The sequence below is a fragment of the Nitriliruptor alkaliphilus DSM 45188 genome, assembly GCF_000969705.1.
GTDB lineage: Bacteria > Actinomycetota > Nitriliruptoria > Nitriliruptorales > Nitriliruptoraceae > Nitriliruptor > Nitriliruptor alkaliphilus.
This window is the reverse complement of sequence record NZ_KQ033901.1, coordinates 1,876,307-1,892,949: the sequence shown is the minus strand read 5'-3', so window position 1 is coordinate 1,892,949 and position 16,643 is coordinate 1,876,307. Positions and strand designations below refer to the sequence as shown.

At 68.5% G+C, this 16,643-nt stretch carries 12 protein-coding genes, 1 pseudogene and 1 other annotated feature; of the genes and pseudogenes, 5 read left to right on the top strand and 8 right to left on the bottom strand.

Annotation, left to right across the window (positions count from 1 at the left end; genetic code table 11):
- The first annotated feature begins 14 nt into the window (after positions 1 to 14).
- Complete coding sequence (locus NITAL_RS08945; RefSeq protein ID WP_052665922.1) at positions 15 to 1,424, top strand: FAD-dependent oxidoreductase; 1,410 nt, start codon at positions 15 to 17, stop codon at positions 1,422 to 1,424.
- Between the two features lie 11 nt (positions 1,425 to 1,435).
- Positions 1,436 to 1,861 carry an ester cyclase gene (locus NITAL_RS08940; RefSeq protein ID WP_052665919.1) on the top strand — a complete coding sequence of 142 codons (426 nt, stop codon included), beginning with the start codon at positions 1,436 to 1,438 and terminating at the stop codon, positions 1,859 to 1,861.
- Positions 1,862 to 2,281: 420 nt separating this feature from the next.
- Here the strand turns inward: NITAL_RS08940 and NITAL_RS08935 are convergent, their stop codons facing one another.
- Positions 2,282 to 2,920: a TetR/AcrR family transcriptional regulator gene (locus tag NITAL_RS08935; RefSeq protein WP_083441379.1), complete on the bottom strand. Its 639-nt coding sequence runs from the start codon at positions 2,918 to 2,920 to the stop codon at positions 2,282 to 2,284.
- A gap of 92 nt (positions 2,921 to 3,012) precedes the next feature.
- On the opposite strand from NITAL_RS08935, the gene NITAL_RS08930 reads away from it, so the two are divergent.
- Positions 3,013 to 3,399, top strand: a complete 387-nt coding sequence (locus tag NITAL_RS08930; protein ID WP_052665915.1) for a hypothetical protein — start codon at positions 3,013 to 3,015, stop codon at positions 3,397 to 3,399.
- 476 nt (positions 3,400 to 3,875) lie between these two features.
- On the opposite strand, the pseudogene NITAL_RS26400 reads toward NITAL_RS08930, so the two are convergent.
- From NITAL_RS26400 to NITAL_RS08900, 4 genes and pseudogenes are all read right to left on the bottom strand, one after another.
- Positions 3,876 to 5,117 (bottom strand): annotated as a pseudogene (locus tag NITAL_RS26400) (IS3 family transposase).
- Positions 4,702 to 4,818: a sequence feature (AL1L pseudoknot), on the bottom strand. It overlaps the preceding pseudogene by 117 nt.
- A 741-nt stretch (positions 5,118 to 5,858) precedes the next feature.
- Complete coding sequence (locus tag NITAL_RS08910) at positions 5,859 to 6,521, bottom strand: GNAT family N-acetyltransferase (RefSeq protein ID WP_052665907.1); 663 nt, start codon at positions 6,519 to 6,521, stop codon at positions 5,859 to 5,861.
- Complete coding sequence (locus tag NITAL_RS08905) at positions 6,521 to 7,954, bottom strand: FAD-binding oxidoreductase (RefSeq protein ID WP_052665905.1); 1,434 nt, start codon at positions 7,952 to 7,954, stop codon at positions 6,521 to 6,523. The genes NITAL_RS08910 and NITAL_RS08905 overlap by 1 nt, the downstream gene beginning before the upstream one ends.
- A gap of 197 nt (positions 7,955 to 8,151) precedes the next feature.
- Positions 8,152 to 9,813: a helix-turn-helix transcriptional regulator gene (locus NITAL_RS08900; RefSeq protein WP_211262293.1), complete on the bottom strand. Its 1,662-nt coding sequence runs from the start codon at positions 9,811 to 9,813 to the stop codon at positions 8,152 to 8,154.
- 121 nt (positions 9,814 to 9,934) lie between these two features.
- Here NITAL_RS08900 and NITAL_RS08895 point away from each other — a divergent pair, with 121 nt between their 5' ends.
- The gene (locus tag NITAL_RS08895) at positions 9,935 to 10,765 is read left to right on the top strand and encodes an alpha/beta fold hydrolase (RefSeq protein ID WP_052665899.1); all 831 of its coding nucleotides are present in this window, start codon (positions 9,935 to 9,937) and stop codon (positions 10,763 to 10,765) included.
- Positions 10,766 to 11,204: 439 nt separating this feature from the next.
- Here NITAL_RS08895 and NITAL_RS08890 read toward each other — a convergent pair whose 3' ends face one another.
- Entirely contained in the window at positions 11,205 to 13,484 is a 2,280-nt protein-coding gene (locus tag NITAL_RS08890) for a putative bifunctional diguanylate cyclase/phosphodiesterase (RefSeq protein WP_052665897.1), read from the bottom strand.
- 65 nt (positions 13,485 to 13,549) lie between these two features.
- Entirely contained in the window at positions 13,550 to 14,629 is a 1,080-nt protein-coding gene (locus NITAL_RS08885) for a GGDEF domain-containing protein (RefSeq protein WP_211262292.1), read from the bottom strand.
- Between the two features lie 373 nt (positions 14,630 to 15,002).
- Between NITAL_RS08885 and NITAL_RS08880 the strand changes: the two genes are divergently transcribed.
- Positions 15,003 to 15,656, top strand: a complete 654-nt coding sequence (locus tag NITAL_RS08880; protein WP_052665892.1) for a class I SAM-dependent methyltransferase — start codon at positions 15,003 to 15,005, stop codon at positions 15,654 to 15,656.
- A gap of 135 nt (positions 15,657 to 15,791) precedes the next feature.
- Here the strand turns inward: NITAL_RS08880 and NITAL_RS08875 are convergent, their stop codons facing one another.
- A complete protein-coding gene (locus tag NITAL_RS08875; RefSeq protein ID WP_052665889.1) occupies positions 15,792 to 16,250 on the bottom strand; it encodes a hypothetical protein in 459 nt (152 codons plus the stop codon).
- Positions 16,251 to 16,643: the final 393 nt, after the last annotated feature.

The following is a 16,643-nucleotide window of genomic DNA, read 5'->3' as shown; positions in this document are numbered from 1 at the left end:
GTGAGGAGGGCGTCATGGGAGCGACGCCAGGGCGGGAGCGCGCCGTCGTCGTCGGCGCGAGCATGGCGGGGTTGCTGGCTGCACGCGTGCTCTCCGACCTCTACGAGCAGGTCACCGTGTTCGAGCGAGACGAGCTTCCCGATGGGCCGGTTGCCCGCCGCGGTGTCCCCCAAGGCCGCCACGTTCACATCATCCTCTCCCGTGGCGCCAAGGTGCTGGAGGAACTGTTCCCGGGTCTGCTGGGCACACTGGTAGATGACGGCGTGCCTGTCACAGGGACGGACCTGGCCGGCTCCTGGTCGGCGGTCGGGGGTCGCGAGCTGCCCCACGAAGGCTCCCACCCTGGGCTTGTGCCCGCGTACCAGCCGAGCCGCCCGCTGTTGGAGCACCGTGTGCGCGAGCGGGTTGTCCAGCTGGCCAACGTCACGCTGCACGGCGGACACACCGTGTCCGACTTCGTCACCGATGAGGACAGTTCGGTGACCGGAGTCCGGGTGAGCCGCGACGGCGCCGCGGATTTCGAGCAGGTCTCGTCGGACCTGGTCGTGGACGCTACTGGCCGGGCAGCCCGCACGCCAGGGTTCCTGAAGTCGCTCGGGTTCGACCCGCCACGCGAGCAGTCGGTCGACGTTGGGGTCACCTACTGCACCCAGCTGCTGCGCATCGAGCCGGGAACCTTTCGGGAGAAGAGCTTCACCGTGGCCCCCAGTCGGGGGCACCAACGTGGCGCCTGGGTGTTCGAGAACGAGAACAGCACGTGGGTGTGCACTGCGTTCGGGGTGGGCGGGCTGGAGCCGCCCACAAACTTCGAAGACATGCTCGACTTCCTTGCCGACCTGGTCCCCGCCCGCGTCGTGGCCGTGGCACGATCGGCGGAACGGATCGGATCGGTCATCCAGCACCGCTTCCCTGCGACCCGCTGGCGTCGTTACGACAAGCTGAAGAGGTTCCCTGCGGGGCTGCTGCCGATCGGGGACGCCATAGCCAGCCTCAACCCGACCTATGGCCAGGGCATGACGGTGGCAGCCATGCAAGCCGAAGCGATGCACGAGGTGTTCGCCAAGGGGATGGACAACCTGACCGGCCGCTATCTCAAGGCCGTCGCCAAACCGACAAAGCTGGCCTGGAGCGCCGGCGCCATCGCAGACCTGGCCATACGTGAACGGGAAGGTCGGCTCCCGGTGCACGTCCGCGTGGGCAACGCCTTCGGCGACATGTTCATTGGGGCAGCTCAGGATGGCGACATCGAGGTCCTCGTGCAGCTCTTTCGGGTGGTCGGATTCGATGACCCACCAAGGAAGATGTTCCGGCCGGCGATCCTTGGGCGCGCCGTCGGCTCCGCCATCCGCCGGCGGGTGCGAGGGCACCAACCGGCTCCCAGCGTTCCGGAGAGCACTGCAACGCCGCAGAAGTCCAAGAGTTAGGAGCCGGAGGGGTGGTGACCGGAGAAGCGCTGGCCCGCCAGTACGTGGAGACGTTCAACCGACGCGACGTGGCTGGTTGGGCAGCCCTCTTCACCGCGGATGCCGTGATCCACGCCCCGCTCTTCCCCGAGTCCATCAAGGGCCGGGATGCCATCGAAGCGTTGCTGGAGTCGATCTGGCGGGCCTTCCCCGACATGCAGTGGAGACTGCTCCGTCCGGTGATCGACGCCGGTGACCGGGTTGCCTTCGAGCTGGCCGCGAACGGCGTCAACGACGGCCCGCTGGAGATGCCTGATGGTGAGCTTTCCGCAACCGGACGGCCCGTCTCCTTCGAGACCGCTGTCTGCTGGTCCGTAGGGCAGGACGGGTTGGTAACCGAGGAGCGGTCCTACTTCGACGCGACCGGTGTTGCCGCCCAGCTCGGCCTCACCTCCTGAGGGCCCAGCCACAGCACGCTCCGCTCCGGAGAGACACGGGCAGCCGACCCGGGAGAATGGCGATGGGCCTCGGGTCATCAACGAGTCCGCGCCGCCTTGTGGGAGAGAGCCCGGACCAGGCGCGCGATACACCGACGGGTCGGTACCTGTTATGCGCGGGTCGCCGCCAGGATCGACGCACCCGCAGTCACGGTTCGCGCGTGGGTCGCGAAGACCCTCTCGGGAGAGAGGGCTCGCGTACGGCCCTTCGCCGCAAGGACCGCTGTAGAGATCAGCCGACCGCAGGGTCGCGGATGCAGTTCGCAATCGCCTCAAGCGTGCGGTGTGCTCGCTCTTCACAGCTCGGAAACGATCAGGGTTGTCGCATCTGTTGTGACGTGACAGCGCGGAGCGTGCCCGTGCGCCGGCCGCTGGCCGTGGTCACCGTCGTGAGGTGGGTTGTCTCGAGCTTGCGGCTGGGTCGGCGACGAAGCTGTGGTGCAGGAGTCGTGTCATGCGGTCGAAGTACTGCTGCTGGCTCCAGCCGTGCTCGTGGATGAGTTCGCGCCACGGTCCGGGCATCGTGATCGCGTGGAACAGGTCGGTGGCCGCGTCGATGGTCCAGCCGTCGGCGAGCCGGCCCTCGTCGGCGATGCGTTGGATGACGGCCCGGTGGGTGGCGTGCCGGCGGGCCATGCGGTTGCGCAGCGCGGCCCGCAATGCTGCGTCCTCGTCCTGCGCGGCGTCCATGACCTTGGCGACGGCATCGATCCTGGGCGCAGCGGCGGCGAGCGCCTCCACCAGCCGGTCCAGCGCGTCGACGCCGGTGGGCGCCTCGAACACCGGCGCCAGCAGCTCGCCAATCCCAATCTGGTCGTCCATGTAGGCGACCAGGGCGAGCAGCAGCTTGGTGCGGTCCCCGCAGTGCAAGTACACGGCCTGGCGCGACACCTCGGCCCGAGCGGCGACGTCCGCGATCCGCAGCGCCGCGCCACGGTCCTCGATCAGCTCCCAGGCCGCCTCCAGGATCCTGCGTCGCGTTGCCGGGTCGCCGTACACTGCCTCGCCACTTGACACCATGTAAATCTCCGGGTTGGCTGAGTCTAGGCCGTGGCGGTCAACCACAGGCCGCGCCGCGTGCAAGCCGGACCACCGTGACCCGAGGATGGACCATGGCCGAGCCGTTGATCTTCATCAACACCTACCGCATCAAGGATGGCCAGTTCGAGGGCTTCCGCGATGCCACCCCCGAGTGGTTGGAGTTCGTCGAGGCGAACAACCCCCGCATCCTGCACTTCGGGGCCTACATCGACGAGGACCGGGCCGAAGCCACGACCGTGCAGGTGCACCCCGACGCCGCCTCGTTGGAGCTTCAGACCAAGGTGGTAGCCGGCCGCCTGCACGAATGGCAGAAGTTTGCCGAGTGGGAGGGCATGACCGTCGTCATCTGCGGGATCCCCACCGACCCCCTGGTCGAACAGATGAAGCAGATCGCGGGCTCCGGCGTGGCCGTGACCGTCAAGACGCCGGTCGGGAGCTTCACTCGCCTGCCCGGCTGATTGACACCAGCCTCCGGACCTCTATAACGCGGTCCTTGGCCCGAAGGCCCGCGGTCGCCGGCGATGTGCGCGAGCACGCGACCCCTCGCGCAAGAGTCCTGCGCATCCCGTCCTGCGGCTCGCAATGTTATGGGCGCCTGACCTCTCTGACGACGGCGATCGATCGATCACGGTTCGCGAGCGGACCCGCAGCCCGTCCCCGCATGCCGGATCCGGGAGTGCGGCCCTTCGCCACCGCAAGGACCGAGTTGGGCACACGCAACCGTGACTGCTTCGTCGCGTGGTCGAACAACGAGGCCAGCCGCACAGAGCCGTCCCGGGGCAAGACCCGCTCCTGCATGACTGCGGACGTTAGCCGGGAAGCCCTGCCGGGCGCGAGGCGCCACCTCTCGCTCGAGGGGGGTGTCCGCTCGAGACAATCATGCCGGCACTCGCGGCAGCGGCCTGATCCACCCTGGATTCGGTGGAGACTCGGTTCATTGGATTCCAACCGGCTGGTTGGTCTCCGTTGGGTGAGCGTAGGCGGCCTCGAACTCGGCCGGTGGGACATCGTTGAGGGTGCCGTGGAGCCTGAGGGTGTTGAACCAGGTGACCCAGCCGAGGGTGGCGAGTTCGACGTCATCGACGGTCTTCCAGGGCCCTTGCCCAGGACCGCGGATGAGCTCGGACTTGTAGAGCGAGTTCACGGCTTCGGCCAGCGCGTTGTCGTAGCTGTCGCCGACCGAGCCGATGGAGGGGACCGCGCCGATCTCGGCGAGCCGCTCGCCGTAGCGCAGAGACGTGAACTGCGAAGCCCGCGTCGGAGTGACAGACGAGCCCTTCGAGGGTGGTGCCGCGTGACCAGCGGGCCATCTCGATCGCGTCGAGGACCATCTGGGTGCGCATGTTCGGCGCGCACCGCCAGCCGACGATCATCCGCGAGTAGGCGTCCACGATGAAGCACACGTACGCCACGCCCGACCAGGTCGGCACGTAGGTCAGATCGGTTACCCACAGCGCGTTAGGACGGTCGGCGACGAACTGGCGGTCCACCAGATCCGGGTGGCGATCGGCGCGCTCGCCGGGCAGGGTGGTGCGCACCGTCTTGGAGCGGTTGACCCCCTCGATGCCCAGTTCACGCATCAGACGGGCGACCTGGTCACGCCCGACCGTCTCGCCGGCGCGGCCCATCGCCTTCCACAGCTTGCGGGCGCCGTACACCCGGTAGTTGGCGATCCACAGGCTCAGCAGCAGCGGCAACAGCACCGCATCGCGCATCGAGCGTGCCGAGGGCACCCGTGACTTCGCCGCGTAGTAGGTCGAGGGCGGGAACTGCAGGGTGGTGCAGATCGGCTCGACGCCGAACTCGCCCTTGTGCTGCTCGATGTAGTCCACCATCAGCGATGTGGGCGGTCGAGCTCCGCCGCGAAGAAAACCGCTGAGGACTTCAGGATCGCGTTCGCGCGCTTGACCTCGCGCAGCTCCTGCTCAAGCTGACGGATCCGGACCTGCTCGGCCGTGGTGGTCCCCGGTGTCTGGCCGCTGTCGATCTCGGCCTGCTTGACCCACCCGCGGACCGACTCGACGCCGTAGCCGAGCTGGTCAGCGACCCGCCGGACCGTGCCCTGCCTGGTGCCGAGCTCGGCCCGGAGCGCCTGGACCATCCGGACCGCCTGCTCCTTCTCCGCCGGCGTGTAGCGGCGTGACTGCGGCTTGCCGGAACTCCCGATCGTGGACATGACTCCTCCTTGGAAACCAAGGTTAGGAGCCTCCATCAGATCCAGGGTGGATCAGACCGAACCTGGATCGCCCACCCCCCGACAGCTCCACCCAACCCGCCCCGTGCTCGAACCCCGATGCCACATCGTGGGCCACCTCCAACGCCAACCGGGTCTTCCCGCAGCCCCCCGAACCGGTCAGGGTCACCAGACGCGTGTTCACGACAAGCTCGGCGACCTCGGCCCGCTCCCGCTCGCGACCCACCAGACTCGAGACCGCCACCGGCAACCCAACCGGTCCGTGCACCCCGTGGACAGCGCCCCTCCCGGTCGCAACCTCGGTGACCGTGCCGTCCACGGCCATCATCCGTTGCGCCTCACGCGTCGCGTCCGCCATCGTGGCTCCCGATCAGCCTATGCCGGTGGAGTTCGCCAAGCACCGTGTTGCACGCCCCTCCGGTCGATCGTGGAGCGGCGCCGTGAGGGCACTGGACCAGATCCTCGACGCCAGCTCGCGCTCGAAGGTCACCATCCCGAGGCGGTCGCCTCAGGTTGGATCCGCCTACGGCAATACGGCTCTTGCCGTGTGAGTTCAAGTGGACGTCGCCCACCACGCTCCTGCGGGCCAAGGACCGCGATCGGCCCCGGGGAGCACATCCGTGAGATGAGCGGTATGGGGTGGGCGTGCACGTGGCCCTCCGCCGCCGTCGCTTTCGACCGGCGGATGCCTCGATCTGAGGGACCTCACGCGAAAGGCACAGCTCACCTGATGTGCTGATGAGCTGCCTCGCGTCGTGGGTCCTCAGGTTCGCGCCACATTCGCCACAGCGTGGGGCCTGCCTCCGGCAGTGCTACCTCCTCAAGGACGCGGAACCCGTGGCGCTCGTAGAGGGGCAGGTTGCGTTCGTTCGTCGACTCCAGGTACGCGGGGACGCTTTCGCGGTCGCAACGTTGGAGGATCGGTTCCATCAGCCGACCGCCGATGCCCCGCCCCTGCATCGACGGTTCCACTCCGAGCGCGAACAGGTAGTAGTGGGGCTCCTGCGGGTGCTTGCGCTCCAGGAGGTCGAGGCACCGGATGGCCCGCGGCAGCCCGCCGACGCCGGTCACCCGGATCAGGTGCGGCAGCAGCCGCAGGTCGCTCCAGAAGCCGTGGGGGCGCTGGGTCGGTGGGTTCCAGTACGCGGCTGCCTCGAACCCGTCGGTCGCGTAGGTCTCGCCGAACGGGAAGGTCAGCGGGACCAGAGCCAGTCGCAGGAAGCGGCGCACCCGATCTTCGCGCTGCTCGTCCTGCTTGGCGAGGTGGTTGACCACCGGGTCGTCGTCGAAGGCTCGGGCCATCATGTCGGTGACGCGCTCGATGTCCTGCTTGGCGATCGCCCGGATGTTCATCGCCTGCGCGGTCGGTTCGCGGTCGTTGTCCATCAGGATCTCGGGCGGATGTTGCGGTTGACCCGGAAGAGGTTGTCGGGGTCGTAGCGCTTCTTGGTCTCGACGAGACGGGCGTAGCGGATCCCGTAGGTGTCGTGGATGCGTTCCTCGCTCTCATCCTCGGTCTGGAAGTTGATGTAGCTGCCGCCGGTCGAGAACGGTCGCAGCCGTTGCCAGGCGTCGCGGATCCACCGTCGGTACAGCTCCGCGTCGGGATCGTCTGGCTCCCACATCCCGTTGGCGCCGGTCGCGTAGTGCACATCGCGGTTGCCGACCGCGCCGTCGTCCTCCGCGTACTCGTTGAGGGCTCCGCCGAGGTGCAGGAAGCCCAGGTCGGGTTCCGGCAGCGGACACTCGGCGAACAGATCCCGTGTCGCGGCGAGCAGGCCGTCGCTGAGCTCGGCGGCGAAGTCGGTCTTCCAGTAGTAGTGCTGGCCCTTGGGCTCGCTGCCGTCGAGCAGGGACTGCAGCTGGGTGTAAGGAAGCTCGTCCAGCAGCTCGATGGCGGGGTCGCCAAGCGAGCGGATCGGGGCCAGAACCTCGTCGGACCGGGCGAGGTCGCCGCTGTAGCAGACGAGCATCGCGCAGACCTTCTCGCCGTGCCACACCTCGGGCACGAAGGGGGCAGGCGGAGCTTTGATCAGCAACAGCTGGACGGTGAGCTCGCGGGGCGCCTCAGAGGTGACCTGTCGGTAGGTCGTGAGGACCTCGTCGAGGCGATCGTGCGGCCAGGCGATCAGCCCGCCGTAGATCGTGGGGCCCACGTCGTGGAGCCGGTACGTGAAGCGGGTCACCACACCGAAGTTGCCGCCGCCGCCACGGAGCGCCCAGAACAGGTCGGGGTTCTCGTCACGGTTGGCGGTGCGGATCCGTCCGTCCGCCGTGACGATCTCGACCTCCTCGAGGTTGTCGACGGTCCAGCCGAAGCGGCGTGTGAGGTAGCCGAGCCCGCCACCGAGCGTGAGCCCGGCCACCCCAGTCTCGGAGACGAAGCCGAGCACCGTCGCCAGGCCGTGCTCCTGCGTCGCCTCGTCGACCTCGCCGAGCAGGCACCCCGGACCGACATCGGCCCGCCGGGCCTGCGGATCGACGGTGATCTCGCGCATGCGCGACATGTCGAGGGTCAACCCCCCGTCGGCGATCGCGGTCCCGGCGATGTTGTGGCCGCCTCCCTTGATCGAGAGCAGCAGGCCATGGGCGCGGGCAAGACCGACCGCGGCTGCCACATCCTGGGCGGACACCGGCTGGACGACCAGCGCCGGCTGTTTGGCGACCATGCCGTTCCAGATGAGCACGGCGTCGGCCCAGCCGTCATCCCCGGAGCGGAGCACACGACCCTGGATCCCGCGATCCAGGTCCTGCAGTTCGCTCGAGGCCACGGTGACCGTCCCGCCCTCGAGCCCAGCGATGTCGAAGCCTCGGTTCATCTCGGCACTTCCATCCCGGCTCGGCGTCCAGACGCGGTACGCCCGATCACGTCGACGACCCGCTTGAGACGCTACGGATGCGAGGGGAGGACCGCGTCGGCAGACATGCCCATCTCGAGCAGGTGGCGAGCGTGGTCATCCCTGTGTAGTCGGACCCAGCACAGAGCGACATCCCCACCGGACGGACCGCTTGTGGGCTACACGAGGTCGTGTTCGTACGCGAAGGCCGTGGCTGCCGCCCGGTTCGACAGCTCGAGCTTGGTCAGGATGTTGCTCATGTGGCGGGCGACGGTCCGCTCGCTGATCACCAGCGTGTCCGCGATCTGAAGGTTGGTGCTGCCCTTGGCAACCAGCCCGAGCACCTCGATCTCTCGGGGGGTGAGCCCCCCTGCCCGGGGGGTCGCACGCTGCGTCAGAGCAGCGAGTCGGACGAGGTCCAGTTTGGCGCCGACCTCGACGAAGGTGCGGCGTGCGGCCTCGAACTCCATCCGTGCCGTGTCGAGGTCGCCCAGTGCGCGGCACGCGAGACCGATCGCCACGCGGACCCGTGCACACTCGTAGGGGGCGTGGAGCCCGCTCCACGCCGAGGCCGTCTGCCGCAGGGGTCGCAACGCTCCCTGGGCATCGCCCTCCGCGAGGAGCACCCCGCCCCTGGCAGCGGCCGCTTCCGCGACCAGCGACGGCGCACCGAGCCGAGCGGCGATCTCCGACAACTCCTGCGCAGCGTCGTGCGCCGCACCACAATCTCCTACGGCGAGCAGGATCTCCACGCAGGCGCCGAGCAGTCGTGCTCGTGCGACGTCACCGGCAGCTTCGTCTGCGGCGCGGTGGATCATCGCCTCGGCGGTGGCGACCTTGCCCTGGGCGAGCCGGAGCAGCGCCAGGCCTGGCTGTGGTTCCCGCCCACGATCGGCCGCATGCTGGTAGGCCTCCTCGGCCTCCACGAACTCCAGCTGCAGCCGGTGGAGCTCACCCCGCTGGTAGAACGCCATGCCGGCGGCCGGTTGACCCGGAGGGTCGGACAGCCACTGCTGCGCGCGGCGGACCTCGGTCATGGCATCGGCCCACTCGCCGTGCACCTGCATGATCTCGGAACGGTGTACCAGGCACTGCCCGCGGTAGGGGACGAGATCGGGTTGTTCCTCGCACCAGTCGTGCAACGACGCCGTCCACTGCTGCGCCCGGCGCAGATCGAACATGTCGCGGCAGGCCTCGATCACCGCGCAGTACAACATCCCGGCGATCACCGGTCCGACCTCGCCGGCATCCACCGCGACCATCGCCTCGTCGAGCAGCGACGCGCCCTCCGCCGTGTCGCCGAGCCGGATCAGCGCCTCGCCGCGACCCAGCCGCCCGATGGCTTCGAGGTCCGAGTCCTCGAACCGCTGACCGAACCCCTGGACCTGTTCGGACAAGGCGTAGGCCGCCGCCGGATCGTCAGCGAGGCTCGCGAGCGCCCTCGCGACGAGGAGGTAACCGTGTACTGCGCACTCCGGACCATCCTCCAGCAGCGTCTGGGCGCGCGACAACCATCCGCCGGCGCGTGCCTCCTCGCCGCGGAACAGCAGCCCGAACGCGAGCCAGAAGGCGGACCGTGCGGCCCCCGCCGGGTCTCCCGCCGTGAGGCTCTCGCGGTGGGCCCGTGTCAGCAGGTCGGTGCTCTGGTCGTCGCGGCCGAGCAGGTAGGCGACCACCGCCAGCCGCTCGAGATCCTCCACCTCCAGCGGTGCGAGGTCGTCGGCCTGCGTCCACGCGTCGTAGGCCTGTGCCCACGCCTGCCGTTCGTAGGCCTGCCTGCCGCGTGCGAGGCTCCCTGCCCGTTCCGGTACCGGCTCCACTCCTTCCTCGAGATCGGGCACGCCAGCCGGAGAACGCGGACCACCTCGTCTGGCTCCCACCTTTGCGACCTCCCCAGCCTGCTCCGGTCCCACCTGTGGCAAGGTAGAGCGCGGAGAGCTCGCTGGCCTCGGGAGGTTGAACGTGGTCACGCGACAGGTCGCGGTTCCAGGTGCCGACCTGGAGGTGGTCGACTGGGGTGCTGGCGAGCCGGTGGTGTTCGTGCAGACGGCACTGGTCGCTGACGAGCTGCTCCCGCTGGCCGATCACCCGAGGCTCGCGGAGGGCTACCGCAAGATCCTCTACCACCGCCGCGGCTACGCCGGGAGCGGCCCGGTCACGGGCCCCGGTTCGATCGTGCGTGATGCCGCCGACTGCCGCGCCCTGCTCGAAGCGTTCGGGATACCGCGTGCACACATCGTGGGGGCGTCCTTGAGTGGTGCGATCGCGCTGCAACTTGCCGCAGACGCACCGGCATGCGTCCACAGTCTGACGTTGCTCGAGCCACCGCCGGTGCACACGGCGAGTGCTCCGGACTTCCGTGCGGCGAACGATCGCCTGCTGCAGAGCCGGCAGGAGCGAGGCCTCGACGCGGCGCTCGACGAGTTCCTGGGGATGGTGATCGGACCGAGATGGCGCGAGGAGATCGAGCGCCACGTGCCCGGTGCCGCCGACCAGATGGAGCGCGATGTCCGCACCTTCTTCGACACCGACCTCGCCGCACTGCTCGAGTGGCGGTTCGACCGAGACGACGCCGGACGCATCGGCGCCCCGCTAATGCACATCGGTGGCAGCGACAGCGGTCCTTGGTTCGCCGAGGTTCGACAGCTCATCCTCGAGTGGCTCCCGCACGCCGAGGACGTCGTGATCGACGGTGCTGACCACTCGTTGGCGATCACACACACGCCGCAGGTCGCCGAAGCGTTGGCCGCGTTCCTGCGGTCCCACCCGCTCGACCCCGCCGCGGCACGCTGACCGGAGCCCACCTGGCTCGTGCTCGAGCATCACTGCGAGGTGGTGCTCGCCCGCCCGGCAGCCTGCTGGGGCATGCATCTGGAGCCGTCCGGCCCGTGTCCGGCCCGGCTCCGTCAACGCGGTCCTCGCGGTGCCCCCGAAGGACCACAGTCGCGGACTGACCTCGGGCTGCGTTCGTCCTGCCGGAACGGGCGCCGTCGACGCCGCGGTTATGCGCGTCCGGTCGCCAACGAGCGGGCGCGCAAAGTCACGGTGATGGAGGGCGATACCCGTCTCGAGTCCGTCGCGTCGACCGCGGGCCCGGCATTACAACCGGCGCGGACCCGCGAGGCGCTGGGGTCATGACACCTTCAGAGAAGTTCACCGACCCGCCCCCGACGTCGAACGCGGGTCGCGCTTTGAGCGGGCTTGTTGCGCTGTCCGCCTGAGCGTGGGGCGTCTATCGGACACTTCCCGCTCGTGACACATGTGGATCCACATGAGTCCTGGCCCGTAGCGTCCGCTCGAGTTCGTCGGGCGGGCAGGGTCGCTGCAGGTGGAAGCCCTGGATGACGTCGCAGCCGCGCCGGCGGAGTTCGGTGAGCTGTTCGACGGTCTCGACGCCTTCGGCGACTACCGTGAGGTCGAGTTCGTGGGCGAGGTTGATGATCGCGGCGACGAGCCGCTCGTCGCGGGCGTTGCTCCCGAGTCGGGTGATGAAGGACCGGTCGATCTTCAGGGTGGTCACTGGGAGTTCACGCAGGTAGGCCAGCGATGAGTAGCCGGTCCCGAAGTCGTCGATCGCGAGTTGGACCCCGGCGCGACGGAGCTGACCGAGGATCTGCCGCCCGGCCTCGGGTTCGGTCATCAGGGCGCTCTCGGTGAGTTCGAGATACAGCCGCTCGGGCGCGATGTCGTGGGTGGCGAGCAGGCGCGTCACCGTCGCCGTCAGGTCGTCCGCGGTCAGTTGCTGGACCGACACGTTGACGCTGACGGTCAGGTTCCGCAGGGCCGTGTCGCTGCGTGACCAGCGAGCGAGTTGACCGAGTGCGGTGTCGAGGACCCAGCGGCCGATCGGCACGATGAGCCCGTGATCTTCGGCGACCGGGATGAACTCGGATGGTGACACGGCGCCGTGGGCGGGGTGGGTCCAGCGCAGCAGGGCCTCGACCCCGGTCACGGTGTCACCGTCGAGGGTCATCAGCGGTTGGTAGTCGAGGTGCAGCTCGCCGCGTTCGATCGCGCCACGGAGGTCCTGGGCGAGCTGGACGCGCCGGAGCAGTCGCTCGCGGAGCGCGCCGTCGAAGCGCTCGACGCGGGCACGCCCATGTTCCTTGGCCTGGTACATCGCGGCGTCGGCGTCACGCAGCAGGCTGTCTGGGGTGCGGTCGGTCCCGGTCCGCCGTTCAGCCAGGACCAGTCCGGCGCTGGCCGTGACCACATGGTCGCGGCCACGCAGACGGAACGGGTCGCCGAAGGCAGCGAGCAGACGTCTGGTCGCCAGCTGCGCGGTGGCGTCGTCGGGGACCTGGTCGATGACGATCACGAACTCGTCGCCGCCAAGGCGGGCGACCGTGTCGCCGGGGCGCACGAGCGCGGTCAGCCGGTGGGCGACCTCGACCAGCAGCTCGTCGCCGATCGCGTGGCCGAGCGAGTCGTTGATCAGCTTGAACCGGTCGAGGTCGAGGAAGATCACCCCGACTGAACCGGATCCGCGGTCGGTGCGCGCTAACGCGACCTGGAGCCGATCGAGGAGCAACGAGCGGTTGGGCAGGTCGGTGAGCGGGTCGTGGAGCGCCTGGTGCTGCAACGCCTCCTCGGCGGCTTTCCGGGAGGTGATCTCGTGCACGTTGAGCACGACACCTTCCACGGCTGCAAGGTCTGTGAGGTCGATGGCGGTGGCGAGGAACCAGCGCCACGAGCCGTCGGCATGCTGGAGCCGGTGGTCGGGCACCGCAACGTTGGTTCCCGGCCGCATCGTGGCCCGCCGCAACGCCTGGTCCACGTGTGCGTGGTCGTCGGGGTGCACCCGGTCGAGGTAGCGCTGCGTCCCCGGCTCGGTGTCCGCCCAGCCGAGGACCCGCTCGGTCGAGGGGCCGAACTCGTGGATGGACGCGTCGGTCGCGAGGATCATGACGGCGTCGGATGAGTGCTCGATCAGCGCGCGGAAGCGTTCTTCTCGCTGCGACACGGCCTGGAAGGCCTCGCGGCGCATCAGCCCACCACAGATCACGTCCCCGACGGCGCGCAGCAGCATCAAGGCGCCGTCGGACCAGTTGCGTTCGGCGACGACCGCGTCGAAGCCGAGGAAGCCGACGAGCCGGGTGTTGGCGAGCAACGGCACCGTCACCAACGACTGGATGCCCTGGCCGGCGAGCACATCGTGTTCTTCCCGGCGGTCGTCGGGTAGCCCGGCGACCGACGGGATGTAGACGAACTCGCCGGCCAGGAAGCGGTCGATCCACGTGGCGAACAGATCGACGTCGACACGCTGCAGTTGGTCCATCTGGGGCTCGATCCCGGGCGCGCACCACTCGTTGGTGTTGTCAAACACCTGGTGCTCGGCATCGAACGTGAACAGGTAGCTGCGATCCACGCCCGCGAACGTGCCGATGCGGCGCAGCGCATCGTCGATGCCCACGTCTAGATCTGCGCTGTCGAGGTCACCGAAGGTGTGCAACATCTCCGGGATCAGCTTGAGCAACCCCAGGAGTTCATCGAGATCATCGTCCTGCGTCACCAGCGGCCCCCGACACCCCGGCACGTATCCGGATCCGGAGGGGTGAGCCGTAGCGGCAGTGTCCTTCACTGGGTCGACCACGGGTGGTCGACCGCAAGAACATCGGCCGCAGCGGGTGGGTACTCGTTCGCCCAGGAAAGCTGGTCGCGACCGAGCCGTTTGGCAGTGTAGAGGGCAGCGTCGGCGCGGCTGATCAATAGCGATGCGCTGTCCCCCGGCCAGAACCTCGCGCTGCCCAACGAACAGCTGATCCCGTCCGGGGCCACCAGACGCAGCCGTTCAAGGATCGCATCAGCTTCAAGCAGCGAACATTCGGGCAGCACGAGGACGAACTCGTCGCCGCCGAACCGCGCGATCGTGTCCCCAGCACGAACAACTCGGGTCCACCCCTCAACGATCTCCTGAAGGATGCTGTCGCCGGCGCCATGGCCGTGCTGATCGTTGATCTGTTTGAAGTGATCGATATCGATGATCGCCACCACCAACGGGTCCTCGTGCAGGGCAGCCTGCTCCATGGCCATCGCCAGAACCCGGTCGAGGCCACGACGGTTCGCAATCCCAGTGAGCGGATCGATCTCGCTTGCCTCGCGGGCGTGGGAAAGCAACAGGATCACCGCGCACGACGTGGCGATCACCGCACCCAGAACCGTCGGCTCGACCGCGGTGAACGTCCCGGAGGTGAACGAGCCCGTCCACACCATCACGGCTCCGTACGCGACGGCGGCGATCGCGATCTCGACCGCGGCTATCACCGGAGGGAAGAACAACACGGCGAAGATGACAACCCAGATGTAGAAGAAGCTCAACGACACCGAGGCCGATCCACCACCGCCTGCGGCGACCAGCACCGTCGTAATGCCGGAACCCGTCCCAAGAAGCCACGGGTAGACCCCGCGTGGCAACACCTCACGCAGCCGATAGATGACACCGGCCACAACCGGAGCTGTCAAGCCGATGACGAGCATCACCCCCCTGTGCAGCGCGGGGGGGTGTGGCAGGACGACCACCAGCAGGGTCGTCGCTCCCCCCACCAACCACAGCAGCGCCATCGCACGCGCCGCCGTCTGCTTCCCATACGGGTACGGACGCAGCGTGAGCAGCCGCGGCCGCAGTCCTGTCATGTACGGACCTTCGAAGTTGAGCAACGTCTCTAGCGATGATCCCCACTCTGTCGACCCCGCCGTATGTGACCTGTAGGCGAACCGAGCGGTGGCCGCCCCAGCGCCGCGCATCTTGCGAGACGGCGACTCCACCACGACCTGCCCCTCGATTCGCCCACGCCATCTCTCTCGCGCCGGCTGAGCTGAGAAGCAACAACGATACGAGGACCACCCAAGCCCCGTACCGTCGACCGGCCGAACGTTATGAGCGGTCGGTTCCCGAGGCGCCGCGCGCATACTCACGGCTTCCGCGTGTTCGAACGGTTCCTCGCTCGCGACAGACGAGGAACGGCCTTCCCCGCCGCGGCGGTCGCAAGTAGCGTGCGCGCCAACTCGCAGACGACGCCGAGAGATCACCGTGACCGAAGCCTCCTACGCCGAACGGACCCGAGCTTCCTACGATCGGGTGGCGGTCGACTACGCGGACCTGCTGCGTGACGAACTGGCCGGCAAGCCCCTCGACCGGGGGTTGCTCGCCACGTTCGGTGAACGCGTCCAAAGCACCGGCGGGGGCCTCGTCGGCGACGTGGGCTGTGGCCCTGGACGGATCACCGGGTTTCTGGACCATCTCGATCTGGAGGCCTTCGGTGTTGACCTCTCCCCGGCGATGATCACGACGGCCCGAGCCACCTACCCGCACCTGTCGTTCCGGGTCGGTTCGATGGAAGCTCTGGACATCTCGGACGGCTCCCTCGGTGGCGTGGTCGCCTGGTACTCCATCATCCACACGCCGCCAGAGCGGCTCCCGGAGGTGTTCGCCGAGTTCCACCGCGTCCTACGAGTGGACGGACAGTTGCTGATGGCGTTCCAGATCGGTGACGAACCGGTCCACCTCGATCACGCCTACGGCCACGAGGTGTCGCTGGATGTCTACCGGTCCCGACCAGAACGGATCCGAGAGCTCCTCGAGCAGGCCGGCTTCGTCGTCGACACCACCGTTCATCGCGCGCCCATGCCGCCCGAGAAGTCCCGGCAGGCCTACCTATTCGGCGCTAAGAGCGGTAGCCGGTAGGCCCGACAACTGTCGCCCGAACCGGCGTTATCGGATCGTCGCTATGCGCGCATCGCCGACGGCTACACGCCGCACATCGTCACGGCAGTGGGCGGGTCCCCGTCGCTCGGCTCGCCGCGGTCGCCGCGGCCGCGCTCACGACTTGCGAGTCCGCCGGATGCCGGCAGCCTTCAACGTGGCGGCGGGGACGCCGGACTCGCGGAAGGCGCTGTATGAGATCCCCTTGCGTTCGGCGTACCCCGCGGCTGCGGCCACGAAGTCCGCCTCGAGTTGGGCGAGGTCGACATCGTTGCCCTGGTCGCTGAGTCGCTCCTCGAGATCCAGGCGCTTCTGAATCAGCTCGAGCCGCTTGACCGGGTCGGTCTCCGCGGCGATCTCGTCGCGAGTGGCAGCCAGCCGCTTCTCGAGTTCGTCCTTGCTCATGCGGCGACCAGGCTTGGCGGCTTGGTCCAGCGCAGCGAGGTAGGCGCGGACAGCCCGACCCTCGTTGCGGCCGCGCGCAAGTGCTTCCTTGTGCTCGGCCGACATCGTCCGGTTCGGCTTGGTGGCCGCGCGCTTGGTCGCGGTCTTCTTGGCTGCCTTCTTGGCGGGCACGTGGTGTCCTGTTTCTCTGACGTCAGGTGTGGACCTCGCGACCATATCGCGGTGCGAGGCCCGTTCCGCGTCGTCGACGCGCGGCACCGCGGTATGCGCGCACACGATATCCATGCGGCCCTTCTGCGCGCCTTCCCGTGGTAGGTGCTAGTTCACTCTCGGGTCGCCTGCGGCTCGTGATTCCGCGTCGGCCGAACAGGTCGGGACGGATGCGGACGTACACCTCCCAGACCTGGACACCGGGACAGTGGGGCGTTGCGGCCACGAGCTTCTCCCAGGTGCGTTCGCGCCAGTTGCTGTAGGGGTACAAGCCGCGACCGATGCGGGTGACCGTCCCATCGGGACCTCGGACGGGACGGCCTGGCGAGGCGAACAGCAGCGCGCCTGGGTCGG